The organism is Aquitalea magnusonii (genome assembly GCF_002217795.2).
Taxonomy (GTDB): domain Bacteria; phylum Pseudomonadota; class Gammaproteobacteria; order Burkholderiales; family Chromobacteriaceae; genus Aquitalea; species Aquitalea magnusonii_B.
The window spans coordinates 2,418,117-2,440,281 of the sequence record NZ_AP018823.1 but is presented as its reverse complement, the minus strand read 5'-3'; the positions used below and the strand labels follow the sequence as shown (position 1 = coordinate 2,440,281).

The following is a 22,165-nucleotide window of genomic DNA, read 5'->3' as shown; positions in this document are numbered from 1 at the left end:
ATTATCGGCTTTCTTTTGATGAAGTGGTAAGGAGCAGTACATTGCCGTCACGGCCTGCGATGGCGGCGCTGTCACCCGCTGCCAGCGTGCTTGCATCCTCTGCACGGGCCTGCCATTCGGTGCCGCGATAATGCACACGCAGGTTTTGGCTGTCGATCCGGCTGATTACGCGGACCAGTTGGCCGATGTCCGGGTCGTCGAGCACGGCCTTGCTTGGTTGCGGTGCGGCTGGCTGGCGTTTGCGCCAGCGGCTCACGGCCAGAACACCGGCCATGCCGCCCAGGCTGGCCAGTGTCCAGCACAGTGCCTCACTGCCGCCCAGCAGGCTGGCAATGCCACCGGCGGCCAGCGCTACGGCGATTACCAGCAAGTAGAAAGTGCCGGACATGAATTCGGCCATCAGCGCCAGCAGCGCGCCGATCAGCCATAGAGTAGGAGTCAAGGTTGGCCAGCTTTCATGACGAAAGATTAGGCATTCTCATGCCGAAATGTGTCCAAGACAACTGCTTTTAGCGGTGGTCCGGGGCGGGAAGGGTGGACAGCAATGCGGCAGCTTGTGCTGGATCAAGCCAAAACGTGTCCAGTGCCAGCCGCAGTGTCTCGGTCAGCAGGCTCAGGACGATGAGCAGCGGGATCATGATTTGCCTCCGCTTGTGGCATCAGCATCAGGACGCACGCTGCGGCCAAAGCGCGTTACCATGCAGGCAACACTGTTAACTAAGACTTCGGGACAGGTATAAATGTTTCAACTGGCAGCCCCTGTTGCTGCAGAAATCGAAATCAAGAAGAGTCGCTTTCTTGCCTATGTGTATCCGGTTGCCCGGCGTGAAGAGGCTATGCAGCATCTTCTTGCGCTGCGCGCCCAGTATCCCGATGCCCGCCATTACTGCGCGGTGCTGCTGGTGGATGGCGACTCCATGCTGGATGATGATGGTGAGCCTTCCGGCACGGCGGCCCGGCCCATGTATAACGTGCTGATGCACAAGCAACTGCATAATGTGCTGGCGGTGGTGGTGCGCTATTTTGGCGGCGTCAAACTGGGTGCGGGCGGTCTGGTGCGTGCCTACACCCAGGCGCTGAACGCGGCGCTGCTGCTGGCGCAAGCGGTGCCCGTGGTGGTGATGGCGCAATGTCGTGCCCGTATTGCCTTTGCAGATGAGTCACGTTTTCGCCGTCATTGTGATGCTTTGCAGATTGCCGTGAGCGAGGCCAGCTATGGTGAACAGGTGGAATTGACGCTGAGCCTGCCGGCTACGCAGTGTGAGGCCTTGCAAATGCGCTTGCACGACCTGTTGGCCGGTGAGGTATATTTCATGACGCATGAGAATTGAGTTTGCCATCGGCACTTGCTGCGGCAAGCAATGACACAATCGGCTGGAAATGATCTTGTTTACGGGGAGAAATGAATGTCGCAGCAGCAATACCGTCTGGTGACGCGCAGTGATTTTGACGGCCTGGTGTGTGCCGTGCTGTTGAACGAGCTTGGCATGGTGAATGACATCAAGTTTGTCCATCCCAAGGACATGCAGGACGGGAAAATAGAAATCACCGAGCGGGATATCACCACCAATCTGCCGTATGTGCCTGGTGCGTATCTGGCCTTTGACCACCATTTTTCCGAAACCCTGCGCAACGGGCAGCATGCCAACCACATCATCGACCCGGCGGCGCCTTCTGCCGCCCGCGTGGTGTACGACCACTTTGGCGGCAAGCAGGCTTTTCCGCGCATCAGTGATGAAATGATGGACGCGGTGGACAAGGCCGACTCTGCCCAGTTCAGCCGCGAGGAAATCCTCAATCCCACCGGCTGGGTCTTGCTCAATTATCTGATGGATGCGCGCACCGGTCTTGGGCGCTTCCGTAATTTCACCGTCAGCAATTATCAGTTGATGATGGATTTGATCGGCTATTGCCGCGACCACAGTATCGAGGAAATCCTGGCCTTGCCGGATGTGAAGGAGCGGGTGGACCTGTACATGCAGTATCAGGAGCAGGCGCGCGAACAGATCGCACGCTGTGCCAAGGTGCATGGCAATCTGGTGTTGCTCAACCTGCTGCTGGAAGAAACCATCTATCCGGCCAACCGCTTCCTGGTATATGCGATGTATCCGGAGTGCAATATTTCCATCCACATGATGTGGGGCCTGAACAAGCAGAACATCGTGTTTGCCACTGGCAAGTCCATCATCGATCGCAGTTGCCGCACCAATGTGGGGGCGCTGATGCTGCAGTACGGTGGTGGCGGCCATGAGGCGGCGGGGACTTGTCAGGTCAGTGTCGATCAGTATGAGGATATCCGCGACGAGCTGATTACCCGTATCCGGGCGCAAGGCTGATGCATCGCTTACGGCCAGCGATGGCAGGGCTGATCAAGCCCGGTCCGTGAATGTCCTCGGTGCAATGCCGCTAATCAGGGAACATGATTTTCATGTTCCCTTTTTAATTGCAAGCCTCTGCGCTGCCGGTGCTGCTGCTGGTGGCACGCAGTGCGGGATCAGCAGCCTGCCATATTGCGCCGCCAGATGGCCCGGCACTGCCGGGTCAGAATGCGGGGTGCTGGCGTTTGTCACCCGCTTGGCGAGTACGGCAGGCGCTGCGTCGCCCTGTCTGGGTGGCCTTGCTTGTCGTGATACAGCGCTAAGCCTGGCCATTCTGCGCACTGGCCATGTGGCATCAAGTAGCAGGTATTGGCCTGGGGCAAGGGTTGTGCATATTAGCCTGGCAATGGACTGGGGTTTTCTTATCCTGAAGCATGGACTTTCTTGTTAGAATGTTGAGATTAAACAAGTTGTTTTAAATAATTAAAACTAACAAAAGAACGCACATCAAATGAAGATCAATCTGCCTGTTACCGCCAACGAGTTGATTGTCGACCCTGTTAATCCCATCGTCACCAAGACCGATGTGAAAGGCAGCATTACCTACGCCAATCGCGCGTTCATCGAGATCAGCGGCTTTAGCGAGGCCGAACTGCTGGGCCAGAACCACAATATCGTGCGCCACCCGGACATGCCGCCATCGGCATTTGCAGACTTGTGGGAAACGGTGAAGGCAGGCAAGCCATGGCGTGGCATCGTGAAAAACCGGGCCAAGAATGGCGATTTCTACTGGGTGGAGGCTTACGTTACCCCGATTACCGAACATGGCCGTATTGTGGGCTACATGTCGGTGCGCTCCCAGCCAAAGCGGCAGGATATCGATGCCGCTGCAGCCCTTTATCGCCAAGTGATGAACAAGCAGGCCAGCCTGCCTTCCACCTTGCAGCGTTATGCACGGCAGTCTGATGTGTTGCAAGTCGCGCCGCTGCTGTTTCTGCTGGGCCTGTTGGCGGCCATGGTGTCGTTCTTCTTGCCGGATGCCTTGCTCTGGCTGCGTGAGGCACTTGGCATGACCGGCTGTGTGCTGGCACTTGGCGCGGCCATCTGGGCATGGCGGCGGGTGCGCTCGGTATTGAAGGTGCTGGACGGACGCTTCCAGGACTTGCAGGAAGGCCGGCTGGATCATGCCTCCATGGCGCATGAAGGCGGCTTGCTGGGCAAGGTGCTTTCCTCGCTGGAATCCTTGCGCATTCATTACCGCGCCACCATTGCCGATGTGATGCGGGCCAGCCTGTATACCAAGGAACAGGCTCATGGTTTGCTGGATGATATGCATGCCCTGGCGGCACGATCGGTGCAGCAGCGTCAGGGATTAAACCAGATTAGCCACAATATGGAGTCGCTCAGCCTGGCGGTGCAGGATGTGGTGCGCCTGGCCGAACATAATCAGCAGGATTCACGCCATACCCAGGATGTGGCGCGGGATGGCCGCCATACCATGGATGCCGCAACCTCGGCGGCGGAGCGTGCGGTGAACGTGGTGTCACAGTCGCGTGGTGCCATGGTGGAGCTGGATGAGGCGATGATCCGCATCCGCAGCATGACGACTCTGATTCGCGAGATTGCCGATCAGACCAATCTGCTGGCCCTGAATGCCGCCATCGAGGCTGCCCGTGCCGGAGAGATGGGGCGTGGTTTTGCCGTGGTGGCGGACGAGGTGCGCAAGCTGGCCGAGCGCACCACCAACACCACCGATTCCATTGGTGAGATTGTCGAGGAAATCGGCAAGATCACCCATTCCGCCGTCAGCAGCATGGATGCCACGGTGGAAGAGGTGGGCGAGGTCAATGGGCAGATCCGCCTGTCATCGGGCAAGCTGCAGGGCCTGATCGAGGCGGCTGAGCAGTCCAGCCTGCAGGCACAGAAACTGGCCAGGGAGATGGGCAGCAAATCCGATTCCATCAATGTGATGGCGGCAGCGCTGGAGCAGTTGAATGCCTTGTCAGAGCAGGATTTGAGCACTACCCACTCCATTGGTGAGAGTGCCGGACATCTGGCCGAAACCTCGGAGGATCTGGCGCAGCTAACCGAAAATTTCAGCAAATGGCAGCAGCGTTGAACTGCTGAGCTTGCCCCACGCAACAGCCTGTCCGCGTTTTATCCGGACAGGCTTTTTTCATGGCTGTGTCGTGGTGCGGCGGGCAACCCAGATGGCGGTTTCCAGTTGCATGGCAATCTCGTTGTGCTGGTTGAGGGTGGTCCAGCGCAATTGCACAACGCCGAATCCGGGCTGGCTGGACGAAGGTTTTTGACCCGTTACCTCGATTTTGGCACGCAAGGTATCGCCGGGACGGGTAGGACGCGGCCAGCGCATATCGCGTATGCCCATGCCGATCAGCCCATTGGCCACGTTTTTCAGTTCACTGGCGGTGATCAGCCGCATGGTAAGGCTGCTGGTGTGCCAGCCAGAGGCTGCCAGGCCATCGAAAAAACTGCTCTTGGCCGCCTGTGGGTCGGTATGGAAGGGCTGCGGGTCAAACTGGCTGGCAAAGGCGATGATTTCTTCTTCGCTCAGGGTGTGGCTGGCCGTTTCGAACACGCGGCCCGGTGTCAGGTCTTCGAAGTAGAGCATATGTTTACGTTAACGTAAGTTTTGATGCTGCAGCATACGATGTGCCAGCCGACAGGTCAAAGGCGGTGCCGGGCCGGAGGTCAGATCCGCAGTGCGGCAATCAGCTCGCTTTCCAGTGCCAGTACCGTCTTGTCGTCTTTCAAACCGGGCCCGCTTACCAGGAAGGAGTCTTCCGCCCGGCTGCCCAGGGTCATGATCTTGGCGGACTGCACGCTAAGGTGATAATCGGCCAGCACCTTGGCAATGCGCGCCAGCAGCCCGGGACGGTCGCCGGCCACGATGGACAATACGTAGAAATTGTCCTTGTCGTCCGGACGGATCAGCACTTGCGGCGCAATCGGGAAGTGCTTCAGGTGACGGCTGATACGCCCGTTGGCCGGTGGCGGCGGCGGGGTTTCCAGGCGCAGGCATTCGGCCAGTTCGAATTCGATGAAGTTGATCATGTCGCGGTAATCCCCGTCGTGGTGCTCGGGAATGAAGACATGGAAGGTGTCCAGCGCATAGCCGTGGCGCGTGGTGTATACCTTGGCATCGGCAATGCTGTAGTTGGTGCGGCCAAAGAAGGCACAGGTGCGGGCAAACAGTTCCGGCTTGTCCGGGGTGTAGACCAGCACCTGGATGCCTTCGTGATCGTCCGACAGGCGGGCGCGCACCATGGGCGTTTCGATATTGACGAAACGGTTGAGAATGCGCGCATGCCAGGCAATTTCCTTGGCCTCGTGCCGCAGGAAGTACACCATGTCCAGCTGCGACCACAGTTTTTGCTCCACCCCGGCCGGAACGGCATAAAGGCGCAGCAGGCTGAGTGCCTGGGTCTTGCGTTCTTCCAGTTCCGAGTTGAGGTCCACCTCGCCACCACGCAACAAGACGCGCAGGGTGGCGTTGTAGAGGTCTTCCAGCAGCTTGGCTTTCCAGGCATTCCACACCTTGGGGCTGGTGCCGCGGATGTCGGCCACGGTCAGCAGGTATAGTGCGGCCAGTCGGCGTGGGGTTTGCGTCAGTTCGGCAAAGCGCTGGATTACATCCGGATCGTAAATGTCCTGCTTCTGCGCAATGCTGGACATGGTGAGGTGCTGGCCCACCAGCCAGACCACCAGGTCGGTGTCCGCGGCGGATAGCGCGTGTTGCTCGCAGAACTCGCGCGCATCCACCATGCCCAGCGTGGAGTGGTCGCCGCCACGGCCCTTGGCAATGTCGTGGAACAGGCCGGCCACGTACAGCACTTCCGGCCGCTCGAAATCATTGATCAGCCGCGACAGGAAGGGGTATTCGTGATTGAAGGCGCTGATGGCAAAACGGCGCAGATTGCGTACCACCATCAGGATGTGTTCATCCACGGTATACACATGGAACAGGTCGTGCTGCATCTGCCCGACGATGCGGCCAAAACCGGGCAAGTAACGGCCCAGCACGCCGTACAGGTTCATGCGGCGCAGGCAGCGGGTGAGGCCGGGTTCGCGCAGTATCTGCATGAACAGGCGGCGGTTTTCCGGATTCTTGCGGAAGCGGTCATTGATGTGGCTGCGGCCATGCCACAGTGCGCGCAGCATGCGCGGCGCAAAACCGGTCAGTTCCGGATTGCGTTGCAGCATCAGGAAGGCTTCCAGAATGGCGGAAGGCTCTGTTTCGAATACATCGGGACGGCGGATGCCCAGCATGCCGTTAACCGAATAAAAGCGCTCGTTCAGGTTTTGCGTGATGCGCGGCACCTGCGAGTAGAGGCGGGCGCGCAAATTGGGCAGCAGAATGCCATTGAGCTGGCTGACGGTTTTGGCGGCGCGGAAATACAACTGCATCACTTGCTCGCTGGCGCGCTTGGCCGGAGTGTCCTGCAGGCCGAAGGCCAGTCCCATGCTTTGCTGCAGATCGAAGATCAGCCGGTCTTCGCGCCGGCGCGCCAGGATGTGCAGGTCGATGCGCAGCCGCTGCAACTGGCGGTCGCTGTGGTGAATCAGCCGTGCTTCCGCCTGGGTGAGGATGCCGCGCTGTACCAGGTCGCTCCAGTTTTCCCCCAGACCGATGGCCTTGCTGATCCACAAAATCGTGTGCAAATCGCGCAGGCCGCCCGGACTTTCCTTGATATTGGGTTCCAGATTGTTGGTCACGCCAAAGTGGCGGTTGTGGCGCTGCTGTTGTTCCAGCGTCTTGCCTTCGAAGAAGGCCAGCGGGTCGCGCTGGCAGTCCAGGCGATGGATCAGCTGCTGATAGGGCGTGGCAGCACCGGCAATCAGCCGGTTTTCCAGCAGATTGGTTTCGATGGTGATGTCTGCTGCGGCTTCCTGCAGGCATTCGGCGATGGTACGCACGCTGTGGCCCACTTCCAGGCCCACATCCCACATGCGGCCGATGAGTGCGGCAACGCGTTCTGGCAAATCTGCCGGCGTCGGGCTGGGCAGCAAGACCAGCACATCGATGTCGGAACTGGGGAAGAGCTGGCCACGGCCATAACCGCCAACGGCAATCAGGGTGGCACTTTCGCCCATGCCTGCCTGCTGCCACAGTTGCTGCAGCACGCTGTCCACCACCTGGCTGTGTCGGCCCAGATAGTGCTGCGGATCACGTCCGACCCGGTATTGTTCAAGCAGTTGCTGGCGTTGGTTGGCCAGTTGTTTGCGCAGGTCTTGGGTCAGGTCGCTCGCGTGCAGGCTCATGTCAGCGTCTTTCCTGTTTCAGGATGATGGCAATGCCGGCAAACAGGAACAGCAGTGTCGGCACCGTGGCAGAGATGATGGGATTCCAGCTGTACAGCAATCCCAGATGGCCAAACAGGCGGTTGATGAAGTGGAAACCCACGCCCAGGCAAATGCCGGAGAACAAGCGCACGCCCAGTTGGCCGTGCCGGCGCTGTTGCGGGGTGAAGGCCAGCGCCACCAGTGCCATCGATACGCAGGCCAGCGGGTAGAACAGCTTGCTCCACAGCGCTATGTCATAACGCTGCGTCTGCTGCTTGTTGGCGCTCAGATGTTCGATGTACTTGATCAGGTTTAGTGCCGACATCTGTTCCGGTACCACCAGCAGCACGTTCAGGATGTCCGGCTCGACAATCGATGTCCATTGCGCCAGCGGTACGGATTTGCTCTCTACGTGGTCCGGAAACAGACGGGTTTCCACCACATTGTGCAACTGCCAGACATGGGCGGCACGCTGGTAGTTGCCGCGTTCGGCATAGCGGGTGGTCACCAGTTGGTAGTTATCGTCATAGGTGTAGATGCGCACCCCCAGCAAGGTGGTGTCCGGCAGCATCTCATGCACATTGATGAAGTTGTTGTTGTCCTTCACCCAGATGCCGGAGCGGAACTCCTGCGCCACCATCGAGCGCATGGCGGACAGCTTCATGCGTTCGGCCTGCTGCAGCGCATAGGGGCTGATGAACTCGCCCAGTGCGGTGGTGAGCAGGGCAAAGCCCAGGCCAAACAGCAGCAGGGTGCGGGCGATCTGCCCCAGGGTGATGCCGCAGGTGCGGATCACGGTGTATTCGCTGGAGCTGGCCAGTTGGGTCATCGCCACCATGCCGCCAATCAGCACGGCCAGCGGCATCAGTTCGTAGGCGTGGCCGGGAGCCTGCAGCGCAATGTAGGCCAGCATCTTGGTGATGGTGTAATTGCCGTGGTTCAGGTCTGGCACTTCGTGGATGATATCGAAGAAACCATACAGGCCCAGCAAGGCTGCCAGGGTAAACAGCGTGGACTGGGTCAGCGCGCTGATGATGTAGCGATAAATCAGTTTCATCGGATTCAGTGCTTGTGCAGGAAGTATTTCAGGGTCTGGCTGACGGAACTGGCTGGACGATCACGATATTTCAGCAGCAGAACGGCAATGATCAGCACAATGACATGCACCACCAGAATGCTGGCCATGCCCACTTTGCCCTGGGTAATCCAGTTACGTACCAGGGTCAGGCTGTTCTGGTACAGGAAGAAACCCAGCAAGGCCACCACCAGGTTGTAGGCATGGCCGCTGCGCGGGTTGTAGTAGGAAAGCGGAATGGCCAGCAAGGCCAGTACCAGGCAACTCAAGGGCATGGACAGACGCCATACCAGCTCCGAGCGGAAGGCCGGATCGCTGCTGCCGATCAGCGCACTGGTGCTTTGTGCCTGGCGGTTATTGGGTGTCGCGGCCAGCTTCTGATTGGTGCCGATCAGCACGCTGTAGCGTTTGAAGCTGCCCACCTCATAATTCGATTGTCCCGGTTCACCCACGTAGCGGCGGCCATCCTCCAGTACCAGCACGCGTTCGTTGTCGGCATTGACGGTAATGTAGCCGCGCTGGGCGAAGATGCTGGAAACCTTGCCTTCACTCATGTCCTGCATGAAGATGCGCGTGGCGGCACCATGTTGGCCGCCATAGCTTTCAATGAAATACACTTTGCTGCCGGAGCCGGTTTCCTTGAAGACGCCGGGGGCAATGGCGCTGATCTCTTCGCGCCGCTTGAGGATTTCGGCATACACCTGGCTGCGCTCTTCGGCCCACGGGGCAATGAACAGCGACACAATCCCCACCAACAAGGCCAGCGGGATGGTGAAGCGCATCACCGGCCATATCCAGTCGCGCAGTGACAGGCCGGATGACAGCCAGACGGCCATTTCATGGTCACGCCAGATGCGGGTCATCACCACCAGCACAGTGACGAAGACGGTAAGAATCATCAACAAGGGAAACAGACCCAGTGCCCAGAAGCCGATCAGCGCGGTGACCGCCTCGTTTGCAATCTGCCCTTCGGCCGCACGGCCAAGCAGGTTGATGGCCTGGGTGGAGAGAATGATGGCCAGCAGGACGATAAAAACGCCCAGGGCGGTAAAAGTCAATTCTCGGGTCAGGCTTTTACGAAAAACCATTTATCAGTGCCTTTTTGACTTTTTATGACTTGCGTAGTGATAATTTGATTTGATAACTCTGAAACGCCGTTTCCGGCAAATTTCGGGATGGACGCAGCTTCTGTCTTCGCCTGCTACAGGCAGGGCTTTCCGGCACGCTAGGCACTGCTGGCAGCCTGCAAGAAGTGGAACAACTGACACTCGCAATACACGGGAGTACAAGATGGAATTTAACATAAAAAGCGGCAGCCCGGAAAAACAGCGCGTTGCCTGCGTGATAGTAGGTGTCTATGAATCGCGCAAGCTCACCTTTGCCGCCGATTTGCTCGATCGTATCTCCAACGGCTTTATCAGCGATGTCATCCGCCGTGGCGACATGGAAGGCAAGCTGGGCAGCACCCTGCTGTTGCACTCGGTGCCACATACCCTGTGCGACCGGGTGATGCTGGTGGGACTGGGCAAGGAGCGTGATTTTCGCGCCAAGGAATACCGCGAGGCGGTACGCAGTTCGGTGCGCAGCCTCACCCAGACTTCAGCCACCGAGGCCGTCAGCTATCTGACCGAGCTGACTGTGAAGAAGCATGATGTCGAATGGATGATCGAGCAGGCCACCGTGGTGACGCTGGATGTGCTGTACCGCTTCGACCGCTTCAAGAGCAAGCAGGATGACAGCGTGCGTGAGCCGCGCAAGCTTACCCTGGCCGTGCCGCGCCGCAGCGATCTGGCGGATGGCGAAAAAGGCCTGCTGCGTGGTCTGGCCATTGGCAACGGCATGAAGCTGGCCAAGGACCTGGGCAATCTGCCGCCCAATGTCTGCACGCCGAGCTATCTGGCCGAAGAAGCGGAGCGCATTGCCGCCGAATTCGGTGCCGGTGTGGAAATCTACGGCCAGCGCCAGCTAGAAGAGCTGGGCCTGCATTCCTTCCTGTCGGTCGCCCGTGGCAGCGTGGTGGAGCCCAAGCTCATCGTGCTGCAATACCAGGGTGCCAAGGACAAGAACGACCGGCCGCTGGCCTTGGTGGGCAAGGGCATCACCTTTGACTCCGGCGGTATCTCGCTCAAGCCCGGCGAAGGCATGGACGAGATGAAATACGATATGTGCGGCGCCGCCTCGGTGCTGGGTGCCTTCCGCGCGGCGGTGGAAATGAAGCTGCCGATCAATCTGGTTACCATTGTTCCGGCCTGCGAAAACATGCCGGCGGGCAATGCCGTCAAGCCCGGTGACATCATCACCAGCCTGTCCGGCCAAACCATCGAAGTGCTCAATACCGATGCCGAAGGCCGCCTGATCCTGTGCGATGCGCTGACTTTTGCCGAACGCTTCAACCCGCAAACCGTGATTGATGTCGCCACCCTGACCGGTGCCTGCGTCATTGCGCTGGGCCATATCGCCACCGGCCTGTACAGCAATCAGGACAGCCTGGCGCGTGAACTGCTGGCCGCCGGCGAGGAAGTGGCCGACCGCGCTTGGCACATGCCCTTGTGGGATGAGTACCAGGAGCAGCTCAAGAGCCCGTTTGCCGACATGGCCAATATCGGTGGCCGTCCCGGTGGCAGCATTACCGCCGCCTGCTTCCTGTCACGTTTTGCCAAGGCTTACGACTGGGCGCACCTGGATATCGCCGGCACCGCATGGAAGAGCGGCAAGGACAAGGGCGCAACCGGTCGCCCGGTCCCGCTGCTGGTGCAATTCCTGCAAGACCGCGCCGATATCGCCCTGGGCAATGTCGTGCGCCGTGGCCGTCCGCGTCGCGAATCGCCAGAAGTTGTAGAAGATGACGCGGATTGATTTTTATACCAATGTGGCCCAGCCGCAGGAGTTTGCCTGCAAGCTGGCCGCAACGGTATTCCGCAAACAGGAGCGCTTGCTGGTCTGGCTGGAAGACGAGCGGGCGTTCGATACCTTCAGTAACCGGTTGTGGTGTATTGCTGATACCCAGTTCATTGCCCATTGCCGGCTGGATGCTGCTGAAGCTGCGCAAACGCCGATCTGGTTGACCACCGCACTGCCGACGGAGCTGCAGCACCCGGTATTGTTGAACCTGGGGCCGGAATTACCGCCCGCACCGGCACAGTTTTCCCGTATTCTGGAGATCGTCGGAACCGATGAGGCCGCGCTGGATACTGCCCGCCACCGCTTCAAGGCTTATCGCGCTCTGGGTTACGCCATCCAACACCATGACATGAGCCACAAGTGACCATGAACCAGTCGCCAACGCCTGATCTGCCCTCCTGGGACGAGCTGGACCTGCCCGTGCTGGACGAAGTGGTGGATGAATCCGCCATTCCGGTACTGGCAGAGGAAGTGCTGGACCTTCCGGATTTTGATTTTTCCAGTGAAGCGAATGCCCTGCCCAGTGGCATCCACTTGCCGGCAGAGGGGGTGGCGGAGCTGGAAATACCGGAACTCACGCTGGAAGATCTGGATGTGGCTGCGCCCGCAACGGCTGCTGCCGCACTGGATTTGGCCAGTCTGCCTTCGCTGGACCTGACCGAACCCGCAGCAGAGCTGGACCTGGAGCAGGTACTCCACGGCGACCAGGGAATGGCCATCGCCCCGGCAGCGCAATCGCAGCCAAGGCCGGAAGCGCCCTTGTTGGCAGTGGATGGATTTGAATTCATGCTGGATGAACCAGCACCAGCACCAGCACCAGCACCAGCACCAGCACCAGCACCAGCACCCGTCGCGCCGGTAGCCGCAGCGGCGCTTGCGCCAGAACCGGTCTTGCCAGCCGAGGTGCCGACGCCAGCGGTGGCGCAGGAAGCCGACGTGATGATCCCGACCCTGGCTGCGCTGGAAGATGAGCTGCAGATTCCGGATCTGTCAGACGAGCTGGGTGATGACTGGGGCAACATGGGCGAAGAGGCGATAGCCCCTGCAGCCACAGCAGAACCGGACACCCCCCAACCGCTATTGGCAGCCGAGGCTGTCAGCACTGCGCCAGTCCCGGAGCCGGAAACCCGACATGGCACGCCGGTAGATATGCCCCCGGCCTTGCCCGGTGGATTGTCCATCTCGCTGGACAGCCTGCCTGCCGGGGTGCTGGGTGGCGGTATCGGACGGCTGGAAGAGGAAACGCCTTCCGCAAGTGAATTGCTGGCGCGGGCGCAGGCACTGGTATCTTCCGCTCCCGCCTCGCTGGATGATGTATTGCGCGTTGCAGAACAAACCCTGGCGCAACAGACAGAAGCCGAGCAGGACGCTTTGTTGCAATCCTTGCATGCGGTACCGGAGCCGGAACACAAGGCATTTACTGCGCTGAGCGAAGATGAACTGCTGCAGGCCATGGCCAATCTGCCCGGCATGCTGCCGGCGGAAGAGCAGGATTGGCCTGGACTGGGGACCGCCGGGCAGCCGGATGCCGCCGTGCCTGAGCTGCAGGATGAGGCCGCTATATTGGCCGCCTCGGCCTTGCTGGCGGATGCGCCGGGCGATGCAGACTTCAGCCTGCAGTCCTTGCAGGCAGCGGAGTCGCCAGTATTGAGCACCGAGACCCAGCCTCTGGTGGAAATGGAGGAAAGCTGGCCCGGCCTGGATGAGGTGGATCGCGCCAGTGAGACCGAACTTAACCTGGCTGAAGACGAAGAGCACGCGGCGGTAACGGAAGTCAGCACTGTCATGCCCGCGGTATCGTCCGCCATGCCGGCGCTGCCTGTACGGGATGAGGACGCGGCGTTGTGCGGCTCTGACGCCGCTGCGCCGGCCCAGCCAGCCGGCAACACGGCGGCGCTCTCTGCACCGGTGCAGGGATTGTTTGCCGAATCGCCCTTCGCCATTGAACGGGCCAGTGGCGTGGTTGCACCAGAGCTGGAGTCGGCGGTGCTGACACCGCCGCAGCCGGAGACTGTCACCCCGGCTGCGCCGCCGGATCTGCCACTGCTGACCGAGACGGACGAAGCGCAGGTGCCGCCGGCAGGCGAGGTGGAACCGCCGCAACAGGCCGCAGTAGCGGTGGAGGCGCCGCCATTGCTTACCCCGGCTGCGCCGCCGGATTTGCCACTGCTGACCGAGACGGACGAAGCGCTGTTGCCGCAGGCAGGCGAGGTGGAACCGCTGCAACAGGCCGTAGTAGCCGTCGATGAGCAGCCTGCGCTGCCGTCGGCAGCACTGGAAACATTGGCCGGTACCAGTTTTGCCGCTGCCATGCCACAGGCAGGACCGCAAACGGCAACGCCGGATGCGGCCAAGTCGGTAGAGGTGCTGAGTGTTGCCGCTGTCACCACTGCCTCGGCTGCCGCAGCCTTGATGAACCCGCCCGCTCGCAAGGATGAAACGGTTGCGGTGGTGGATGAGCGGGCGCTGGTGGAAGCCATGTATGAAAAACTGCTGCCACGCATGAAGGTGGAGCTGTCACTATGGCTGCAGGACGCTCTGGAACTGCAGGCCAAGAACATGCTGTCCGGCGTGATGCAGCAGTTGAAGGAAGACTACGACATGCTGTTTGGCGAAACCCTGAAGGAAAGCCTGCGTCAGGCCATTCTGGCGCTGGGACGTGAGCAGCAAGGGCAGCATGACCCGTCTCGTGGAGGAGAAAACTGATGGGACACCGTTTATCCCGTATTGTCACCCGTACCGGGGACGACGGCACCACCGGTCTGGGGGATGGCAGCCGGGTGGCCAAGGATTGCACGCGCGTTCAGGCGCTGGGTGATGTAGACGAGCTTAATTCGGTTTTGGGTGTGCTGCTGGCCGAGGACCTGCCCGTTGAGGTCGCACAGCGCTTGCTGGCGGTGCAGCACGATCTGTTTGATCTGGGCTCCGAGCTGGCGGTGCCGGGCTATGCCGCACTCAAGCCGGAGCATGTTGCCATGCTGGAAGAGTGGGTGAGTCAAATGAATGCTGATCTGCCCATGCTCAAGGAGTTCATTTTGCCGGGGGGCTCGCGTCCGGCTGGCCTGGCCCACCAGGCCCGTTCGGTGTGTCGTCGGGCCGAACGCGCACTGGTGGCCGCCTCGCATGAGGGCGAGGTTTCACCATCGGCACGGCAGTATCTGAACCGCTTGTCCGATGCCCTGTTCATTCTGGCCCGTCATTTGAACAAGGTGCTGGGCCAGCCCGATGTCTTGTGGCAACCGCACCGCCGCGCCTGATGCCTGCTGGTCAGCCATGAAAAAGCCGCTGTTGTGAGCGGCTTTGCTTATCATGGTGCTGCAGCCTGGCTGATATCAGGCCGTGGCATGGCTGGGGGACGCGGCAAGCACCTCGGGCGGTAACTGCTCCAGCCACTGCAGCAGGCGCTCTGCCGTGCGTTCCCAGTGCGTGTCCAGCATCATCATATGACCCATATGCGGCAGGATTTCCGCATGTACATCCAGTCGCTCTGCTGTTGCCACCACATCCTGCGGTGAGATCAGCATGTCCTCGGCCGCCCCCAGCACCAGGGCCGGTAACGGCGGGATGGCCGCTATCCCCAAGGGATTGACCAAGGTCATGTCCATCACCGCGCGCTGACTTTCCAGTTGGCACTTTTCCACCAGCAATGCCGTGATGTTGGCAGGCGCATCCGCCGACAGCAGCAAGTCGCGCAGCTCATCCTGAGCCGGATTGTAATTGCCTTGCTGGTATCGATTCAGGTTCAGCAGCAAGGCCGGTGCCTGGGTCAGCAGGCGCAGGCTGGAGCTGGCCAGCCCGGTAGGCGGCACTGATGCCAGGAAGGCGGCAGCCGGCAGGCGCTGACGGGTCAGGTATTGCTGTAGGACGAAGCCCCCCATCGAGTGGCCAATCATGATGGGCGTACGCTTGATGCGCTTGACCGCCGCACTCAGATTGCTCACATAGTCGTCTATGCTGATGGCCGCCAGGTATTGGTGGCCGTCGCTGTCGCCATGTCCTTCCAGGCTGAGCGCCCAGCAGTCGTAGCCCTGGCGGGCAAACCAGGGCAGGAAGGCTTCCTGCCAGCACCAGGCGGCACAGAATGCGCCGTGGACAAACAAAAGGGGCGGCGCTTGGCGCGCCGTCCCTGTTGCTGCCTCATGAATCAGTTCGAGGCGTGGTTGCATTGAATCAAAGTACCTCTCCGGCATGGTCTGCCAAGCGTGAACGTTCCCCGCGTTGCAGGGTGATATGGCCGGAATGTTCCCAGCCCTTGAAGCGGTCCACCACGTAGGTGAGGCCGGAACTGCCTTCGGTCAGATAGGGGGTGTCGATTTGCGAAATATTGCCCAGACAGACTACCTTGGTTCCCGGACCTGCACGAGTGATCAGTGTCTTCATCTGCTTGGGCGTCAGGTTTTGCGCCTCGTCGATGATCAGGTACTTGTTGAGGAAGGTCCGGCCGCGCATGAAGTTGAGTGACTTCACCTTGATGCGCGAACGCACCAGGTCGCGGGTGGCGGCACGGCCCCAGTCGCCGCCGTCGTCATCGCTCTTGTTGAGCACGTCCAGGTTGTCTTCCAGCGCACCCATCCACGGGGCCATCTTTTCCTCTTCGGTGCCCGGCAAGAATCCGATGTCCTCGCCTACCGGCACGGTGACACGGGTCATGATGATTTCCGAATACAGTTTTTGCTCCAGCGTCATGGCCAGGCCCGCGGCCAGGGTGAGCAGGGTTTTGCCGGTGCCGGCCTGGCCGAGCAAGGTGATGAAGTCCACTTCAGGGTCCATCAGCAGGTTCAGCGCGAAGTTTTGTTCCCGGTTGCGCGCGGTAATGCCCCACACATTGTTCTTGTGGTGGCTGTAATCCTTCAGGGTCTGGATCACGGCGCTCTTGCCTTCCACCTTGATCACGCGCGCCTGCAAAGGCTGCGGTCCTTCCTGCCACAGCATCTGGTTGATCAGCAGGTTGGGAACATCCTGCCCTTTTACCTGATAGAAGCTGCGGCCCTGTTCCTGCCAGGACTTCATGTCCTTGCCATTGCGTTCCCAGAACGCCTCGTCGATTTCACGCGTGCCGGTGTACAGCAGGTCCGAATCCTGCAGCACCTTGTCGTTGAAGTAATCTTCGGCATCCAGGCCCAGCGCACGGGCCTTGATGCGCATATTGATGTCCTTGGAAACCAGGATGACCGAGCGCTCCGGATGCAGCTCCTTGAGGGCCATCACGATGCCGAGGATCTGATTGTCCGCCTTGCCTACCGGCAGGGAAGCGGGCAGCACGCTGTGAATGGCCTGGGTCTGCAGGATCAGCTTGCCAGTGGCAGCATCACGACTGGCATTTTTCAGCGTGATGCCGGCTTCAATCTTGTTTTCGCAGCCGCTGACAATATCGTCCAGAAAGCGGCTGGTCTGGCGGGCATTGCGCGCCACTTCCGACATGCCGCTCTTGTGGGCGTCCAGCTCTTCCAGGGTGATGATGGGGATGAAAACATCATGCTCTTCGAAGCGGTACAAACTGGTAGGGTCGTGCAGCAATACATTGGTGTCCAGAACGAACAGCTTGGTGGTTTTGCTTTTCTTACGGCTTACCATGATGGACCCCTTGGCGATGCAGAGCCCGGTCGGCAGACCGGGGCACTGCGTTAGAGAGTGTTTACAAAGGCAAGAACTTCAGCAGCATGACCGGGCACTTTCACCTTGCGCCATTCGCGCACGATCACGCCGCCGGCATCGATCACGAAGGTACTGCGCTCGATGCCTCTGACCTGCTTGCCGTACATGTTTTTCATTTTGATGACGTCAAACAGGGTACAAACAGTTTCCTCCGCATCGGATAGCAATTCAAACGGCAACTCCAGCTTGGCCTTGAAGTTTTCATGCGATTTGATGCTGTCACGCGAGATACCGACAATGCTGACGCCAGCCGCGGCAAATTGGGCGTGCAGGTCGCGGAAATCCATGGTTTCGTTGGTGCAGCCCGGCGTGTTGTCCTTGGGGTAGAAGTAGATCACCAGCGGCTTGGACGCAGCGGAAAGAGAGAAGGTGGTGCCGGCGGTGCCGGGCAGGGTGAAGTCGGGGCAGGGTGTGCCTGACATGCAAGACTCCTGACGGTGGTGGTTGGTGGGAGTACAACCGCCTTGCTTTGAGCTTAGCGGAAATTTCTTACGGTTGTCATCCTTATTCTGAGCCGTTTTCTTCATGATGACCACGTCGTATCAGCACCAGCAGTGCGCCTTCTCCTCCCATGGTTTCGCTGGCCTGGCAGAAGGCCAATACCTCCGGGTGATGGCGCAGCCAGCTACGCACCAGTTTTTTCAGCACAGGTTGGCCATTGGAGCCAAAGCCTTTGCCATGAATGATGCGCAAGCAGGGGCCGCGGTGTCGTGCGCGGTGCAAGAACAGGGCCAATGCATCCTGCGCCTGGTAACGATCCATGCCGTGCAAGTCCAGTTGGCAGGCAACCGGCCAATGGCCATTGCGCAAGCGCCTGAGCGTCTGGCCTGGCATGCCGGGGCGGGAAAACTGTGCCAGGTTGTCTTGTGGTTCGAACAGGCCGGACATATGACGCAGCACTTCCATCTCGGTGTGGGCTGACAAGCCGTGCTGAGCATGGCGGCGACGTGGGTGCGGGCTGGGTTTCTTGTGCTGCGGGATGTGACGCGGCTGACTCTTCAGCGGGATGACATCGCTGAACAGTTGCTTGAAATCGGGCTCGGGAAGTGGAGCAGGGGTAGGCGTACGCACGGCAGGCACGTCACTGCGACGCGCCTGCCGGCGGATTTCCTTCAATGTATCCTTGAAGGCCTTCAAGATATTACTTCAGGCTGTCCAGATAGCGTTCGGCATCCAGGGCGGCCTGGCAGCCGGAGGCGGCGCTGGTCACGGCCTGGCGGTAGATGTGGTCCTGCACGTCACCGGCAGCAAACACGCCCTCCACGCTGGTCAGGGTGGCATTGCCTTCGCGGCCGCCACGGGTGATCAGGTAGCCGGTGGCATCCATTTCCAACTGGCCTTTGAAAATGTCGGTATTGGGCTGGTGGCCGATGGCGATGAACACACCCATCAGCTTGATGTCTTCGGTGCTGCCGTCATTGAACTTCAGGCGGGCACCGGTAACGCCGCTGTCGTCGCCCAGTACTTCATCCAGATTGGCATTCAGCTTGAGGGTGATCTTGCCTTCGGCCACGCGCGACATCAGTTTGTCGATCATGATCTTTTCGGCACGGAAGCTGTCGCGGCGGTGGATCAGGGTCACGTGTTTGGCGATATTGGCCAGGTACAGCGCCTCTTCCACGGCAGTATTGCCGCCACCAACCACGGCGACATCCTGATTGCGATAGAAGAAACCATCGCAAGTGGCGCAGGCGGATACGCCTTTGCCGGCAAAGGCTTGCTCGGATGGCAGACCCAGGTATTTGGCGGAAGCACCGGTGGCAATGATGAGCGCGTCGCAGGTGTATTCGCCAGCGTCACCCACCAGGCGGATTGGCTTTTCATTCAGGTGGGTGGTGTGGATATGATCAAAGATCATTTCCGTGCCAAAGCGTTCGGCATGCTGCTGGAAGCGTTGCATCAGCTCAGGACCCATCACGCCGCTGGCATCAGCCGGCCAGTTGTCCACTTCGGTGGTGGTCATCAGTTGGCCACCTTGTGCCAGGCCGGTAATCAGCACCGGTTTGAGGTTGGCGCGGGCGGCGTAAACGGCTGCAGTGTAGCCAGCAGGACCGGAACCAAGGATCAGGAGGGGGCTGTGACGGGTGTTGCTCATCGTGTTGTTCCTGTTTTAGGTCGTTGAACAGTCATTTTAGCAGCTTTGCCATGACAGAATGGCGCATGCGGTCTAAACTGGACTTGTTAAATCGTGTAATGAGTGCGGAGGTGGGGGCATGGACGGAATAAGTCAAGTAAGCGGACAGAATGTTTCATCGGCCACTCAGGTGTTCGCCCTGAAAAAATCGCTGCAGGCCGAAGGCCAGTCGGTATTGTCCTTGGTGCAGGGTGCCAGCGATGTCGGCACGCAAATCAGCCAGCCTGCGTCGAATCCGGCCCATCTGGGGCAAAGTATTGATGTCCGTGCCTGAACTGGTCTGACTGGAAAAGCGGCGCTGGCCGCTTCTTTTGTGCCTGTTGCCGGTGCAGCAGGCAGCCTTGGACGCGGCAATGAAAAAACCGGGCAAGCCCGGTTTTTTTGTGCGGTGCTGAAGCGGGCTCAGGCCTGTTCACTGACTCTGCGGCTGCTGGTCTGGGTGGTGCTTTCCAGCAGGGACTGGTTGCTCTGATACTGCGCCACGGCAATCTGGCCGCTGTTCTTCTGGTTTTCCAGCGTCTGCTGTGCCTGATTGCGGACCGGAACAGACTGGCTGCTCGCGGTGGTATTGCTGTCGCTACTGCTGCGCTCGCTGTTGCGATTGCTGCTGGCGGTGGTTTGGCGGCTGCGGCTGCTGACGGCTGCTGCCGAGGTACTGCTGGTGGTGCTGTCCGATTCACTGCTGGCCCGGCTGGCATTCACGGTGCGCGTGCTGTCGGTACTGACGCTGGCGGCCTGGCTGGAGGTCAACTGGCTGGCCAGTGTCTGTTCGATCTGGAAGCGGTTCTGGCTTTGCCGCGATGGGGTGCTGACAACAGCCTGCAGGCTGCTGGCAGTGGTTTGCAGTTGTTCGGTGCTGCTCTGATTGCGGGTGGATACGGTACTGGTATCGCTGGTGTTCTGGCTGCTGTTGGCTGCGCGGCTGTTGCGGCTCTGTTGCAACAAGTTGGCCGTGGTGCTGGCGCTACTGCTCTGCAAGCGAGAGATGCTATCCATGGCGCAACTCCTGTTGATGGGCTAACCCTGTGATTTTATATCATTTTACGCAGGGTTTGCTGATAAATCAGTCTGGATGGCGCCATGGTGTGTGATTACTTCAACAGCACCAAGGCCAGCATGCGTTCTGCCAGTGCGTCCACGCTCAGCTCACCGTCGGATTTGTACCACTGCACCGACCAGTGCAGGCTGCCCAGCAAGGTGCGACGCAGCAGGCGGGTATCCTGCTTGACCAGTCCGGCGGCGGCGGCCTCGTCCAGTACTTCTTGCCACAGTGCTTCGTAGCGGTCGCGCAGCACGATCAGGCCGGGTTTGGCCGCGGCAGAGACACTGCGCCATTCATACAGCATCACTTCCAGTGCGGCCTGGTTATCCCCCAGCAGCGAGTTCAGATGAACATGGAACAGGGCGGACAGCTTGTCGCGCGGGTTACGGGCGCGCGCAATGGCTTCGCCCAACTGCTCGGTAGTGGCGCTAATGCCCAGCGCCATCACCGCTACCAGAATTTCTTCCTTGGTGCGGAAATGATAGAACAGGCTGCCGGACTGCAGTCCGACGGCATTGCCCAAATCGCGCACCGTGGTGCGTTCATAGCCCTGATCGCGGAACAGTTTGGCGGCGGCACGCACCAGTTCCATGCGACGGCTGTTTTCCTCGGGCTGATTATTTTTGTCTTGTACGCTCATGGTTCAGCCTATGTGCTGCGGGTAAGTTGAATGGTGGAGTGGCCCAGCTCGGGCAGAAAGCGCAGCGCGGCCTGCCATGCCATCTCTGGCCCCAATTGTTCCAGACAATTGGTGTGCTGATAGGGGCATTTCCGTTCGAAACAGGGGCTGCAGTCCAGATTGAGGCTGACCACGGCGGCCTGATCCGATAGCGGCGGGGTGAAGTCCGGGCTGGAGGAGCCATACAGCGCCACCAGCGGTTTGCCAAGGGCTGCGGCAACGTGCATCAGGCCGGAGTCGTTGCACACCGCCAGGCGGGTCAGGCCCATCAGGTCGATGGCTTCTTCCAGTCCGGTGCTGCCGCACAGATTGATGGCTGTGCCATCTGCCAGGCGGGCGATGTCATCACCGATGTCCTTGTCTTTGCCCGAGCCGAACAGCCAGACGGCAAAGCCGGCAGCGGCAAAGCGTTTGGCCAGTTCGGCAAAGTGGCGCGCCGGCCAGCGTTTGGCCGGGCCATATTCGGCACCTGGACAGAAGGCGACCACCGGGCGACTGGTGTCCAGGTGCAGGCGGCGGGCTGTTTCCAGCTGGCTTTGCGGATTGGTGACCAGTGCCGGATGGGCAATGGGGCGAGGCAAGGGGGTGTTGCGGGTTTCTGCCAGTGCGCAGAAGCGCTCCACCATCATCGGCAGTTCCTGCTCGTCCAGTTCGCGGGTGTCATTGAGAATCCAGTAGCGCGATTCGCCAATGAAGCCGGTCCGCAAGGGAATGCCGGCAAAGAGCGGGATCAGGGCCGATTTGATGGAGTTGGGCAGTACGATGGCCTGGTCAAAGCCTTCGGCCTTGAGTTTGCGGGCAGTTTGCCAGCGCTCGCGCAGGCGCAGTGCGCCGTGGCCGAAAGGGTTGAGATGCGCCTTGGCCACTTCCGGCATGCGTGCGAGCAGGGGCAGGGTCCAGGCCGGCGCAAATACATGCAGTTCCAGGCCGGGATGTCGTTGGTGCAGGCGCTGGTATAGCGGCTGGGCCATGACGCTGTCGCCCACCCAGGAGGGGCCGATGACCAGTATTTTTTTCTTCATGAAGGGTTCCGCTTCCAAATCAGCGCCATCCTGTG

General features: G+C 60.0%; 22 protein-coding genes. 8 read left to right on the top strand and 14 right to left on the bottom strand.

The window, feature by feature from the left end; genetic code table 11:
* Position 1: 1 nt before the first annotated feature.
* Together DLM_RS11630 and DLM_RS23865 are read right to left on the bottom strand one after the other, a co-directional pair.
* A complete protein-coding gene (locus DLM_RS11630; protein ID WP_089086210.1) occupies positions 2–442 on the bottom strand; it encodes an NfeD family protein in 441 nt (146 codons plus the stop codon).
* A 67-nt stretch (positions 443–509) separates the two neighbouring features.
* Positions 510–638, bottom strand: coding sequence for a hypothetical protein (locus DLM_RS23865; RefSeq protein ID WP_269461323.1), 129 nt, complete (start codon positions 636–638; stop codon positions 510–512).
* A gap of 102 nt (positions 639–740) precedes the next feature.
* On the opposite strand from DLM_RS23865, the gene DLM_RS11625 reads away from it, so the two are divergent.
* The 3 genes from DLM_RS11625 to DLM_RS11615 all read left to right on the top strand — a co-directional run bounded on the left by DLM_RS11625 (position 741) and on the right by DLM_RS11615 (position 4,437).
* Entirely contained in the window at positions 741–1,331 is a 591-nt protein-coding gene (locus DLM_RS11625; protein ID WP_089086211.1) for an IMPACT family protein, read from the top strand.
* 75 nt (positions 1,332–1,406) lie between these two features.
* A complete protein-coding gene (locus DLM_RS11620; RefSeq protein ID WP_089086212.1) occupies positions 1,407–2,336 on the top strand; it encodes an exopolyphosphatase in 930 nt (309 codons plus the stop codon).
* Positions 2,337–2,829: 493 nt separating this feature from the next.
* Positions 2,830–4,437: a methyl-accepting chemotaxis protein gene (locus DLM_RS11615; RefSeq protein WP_089086213.1), complete on the top strand. Its 1,608-nt coding sequence runs from the start codon at positions 2,830–2,832 to the stop codon at positions 4,435–4,437.
* 57 nt (positions 4,438–4,494) lie between these two features.
* On the opposite strand, the gene DLM_RS11610 is transcribed toward DLM_RS11615, so the two are convergent.
* The 4 genes from DLM_RS11610 to lptF form a co-directional block, all read right to left on the bottom strand.
* Positions 4,495–4,950: a MaoC family dehydratase gene (locus tag DLM_RS11610; RefSeq protein WP_089086214.1), complete on the bottom strand. Its 456-nt coding sequence runs from the start codon at positions 4,948–4,950 to the stop codon at positions 4,495–4,497.
* 80 nt (positions 4,951–5,030) lie between these two features.
* Positions 5,031–7,601, bottom strand: a complete 2,571-nt coding sequence (locus DLM_RS11605; protein WP_089086215.1) for a [protein-PII] uridylyltransferase — start codon at positions 7,599–7,601, stop codon at positions 5,031–5,033.
* A gap of 1 nt (position 7,602) precedes the next feature.
* The gene (lptG, locus tag DLM_RS11600; RefSeq protein WP_089086216.1) at positions 7,603–8,679 is read right to left on the bottom strand and encodes an LPS export ABC transporter permease LptG; all 1,077 of its coding nucleotides are present in this window, start codon (positions 8,677–8,679) and stop codon (positions 7,603–7,605) included.
* A 5-nt stretch (positions 8,680–8,684) separates the two neighbouring features.
* Positions 8,685–9,785 (bottom strand): LPS export ABC transporter permease LptF, encoded by a 1,101-nt coding sequence (gene lptF / locus DLM_RS11595; protein ID WP_089086217.1) that lies wholly within the window; start codon positions 9,783–9,785, stop codon positions 8,685–8,687.
* A gap of 202 nt (positions 9,786–9,987) precedes the next feature.
* Between lptF and DLM_RS11590 the strand changes: the two genes are divergently transcribed.
* Genes DLM_RS11590 through DLM_RS11575 form a run of 4 tightly spaced genes read left to right on the top strand, consistent with a single transcriptional unit; the run spans position 9,988 to position 14,855 of the window.
* Complete coding sequence (locus DLM_RS11590; protein WP_089086218.1) at positions 9,988–11,553, top strand: leucyl aminopeptidase; 1,566 nt, start codon at positions 9,988–9,990, stop codon at positions 11,551–11,553.
* Entirely contained in the window at positions 11,540–11,962 is a 423-nt protein-coding gene (locus DLM_RS11585; protein ID WP_089086219.1) for a DNA polymerase III subunit chi, read from the top strand. Before DLM_RS11590 ends, DLM_RS11585 begins: the two co-directional genes overlap by 14 nt.
* Before the next feature lie 2 nt (positions 11,963–11,964).
* Positions 11,965–14,304 carry a hypothetical protein gene (locus DLM_RS11580; protein WP_089086220.1) on the top strand — a complete coding sequence of 780 codons (2,340 nt, stop codon included), beginning with the start codon at positions 11,965–11,967 and terminating at the stop codon, positions 14,302–14,304.
* Positions 14,304–14,855, top strand: coding sequence for a cob(I)yrinic acid a,c-diamide adenosyltransferase (locus DLM_RS11575; RefSeq protein ID WP_089086221.1), 552 nt, complete (start codon positions 14,304–14,306; stop codon positions 14,853–14,855). The genes DLM_RS11580 and DLM_RS11575 overlap by 1 nt, the downstream gene beginning before the upstream one ends.
* Before the next feature lie 75 nt (positions 14,856–14,930).
* On the opposite strand, the gene DLM_RS11570 is transcribed toward DLM_RS11575, so the two are convergent.
* The 5 genes from DLM_RS11570 to trxB all read right to left on the bottom strand — a co-directional run bounded on the left by DLM_RS11570 (position 14,931) and on the right by trxB (position 19,348).
* Positions 14,931–15,764 (bottom strand): alpha/beta hydrolase, encoded by an 834-nt coding sequence (locus DLM_RS11570; protein ID WP_089086222.1) that lies wholly within the window; start codon positions 15,762–15,764, stop codon positions 14,931–14,933.
* Positions 15,765–15,768: 4 nt separating this feature from the next.
* On the bottom strand, positions 15,769–17,172 hold the full coding sequence (locus DLM_RS11565) for a PhoH family protein (RefSeq protein WP_089086223.1): 1,404 nt from the start codon (positions 17,170–17,172) through the stop codon (positions 15,769–15,771).
* 50 nt (positions 17,173–17,222) lie between these two features.
* Complete coding sequence (locus DLM_RS11560) at positions 17,223–17,675, bottom strand: peroxiredoxin (RefSeq protein ID WP_089086224.1); 453 nt, start codon at positions 17,673–17,675, stop codon at positions 17,223–17,225.
* An 82-nt stretch (positions 17,676–17,757) separates the two neighbouring features.
* Positions 17,758–18,390 (bottom strand): Smr/MutS family protein, encoded by a 633-nt coding sequence (locus tag DLM_RS11555; RefSeq protein ID WP_089086225.1) that lies wholly within the window; start codon positions 18,388–18,390, stop codon positions 17,758–17,760.
* A gap of 4 nt (positions 18,391–18,394) precedes the next feature.
* A complete protein-coding gene (gene trxB / locus DLM_RS11550) occupies positions 18,395–19,348 on the bottom strand; it encodes a thioredoxin-disulfide reductase (RefSeq protein WP_089086226.1) in 954 nt (317 codons plus the stop codon).
* 118 nt (positions 19,349–19,466) lie between these two features.
* Between trxB and DLM_RS23055 the strand changes: the two genes are divergently transcribed.
* A complete protein-coding gene (locus DLM_RS23055; RefSeq protein WP_145985839.1) occupies positions 19,467–19,661 on the top strand; it encodes a putative motility protein in 195 nt (64 codons plus the stop codon).
* A gap of 128 nt (positions 19,662–19,789) precedes the next feature.
* On the opposite strand, the gene DLM_RS11545 is transcribed toward DLM_RS23055, so the two are convergent.
* The 3 genes from DLM_RS11545 to waaF form a co-directional block, all read right to left on the bottom strand.
* Positions 19,790–20,383 carry a hypothetical protein gene (locus DLM_RS11545; protein ID WP_089086227.1) on the bottom strand — a complete coding sequence of 198 codons (594 nt, stop codon included), beginning with the start codon at positions 20,381–20,383 and terminating at the stop codon, positions 19,790–19,792.
* A 95-nt stretch (positions 20,384–20,478) separates the two neighbouring features.
* Positions 20,479–21,069, bottom strand: coding sequence for a TetR/AcrR family transcriptional regulator (locus DLM_RS11540; RefSeq protein ID WP_089086228.1), 591 nt, complete (start codon positions 21,067–21,069; stop codon positions 20,479–20,481).
* 8 nt (positions 21,070–21,077) lie between these two features.
* Positions 21,078–22,130, bottom strand: a complete 1,053-nt coding sequence (waaF, locus tag DLM_RS11535) for a lipopolysaccharide heptosyltransferase II (protein ID WP_089086229.1) — start codon at positions 22,128–22,130, stop codon at positions 21,078–21,080.
* Between the last annotated feature and the right edge of the window lie 35 nt (positions 22,131–22,165).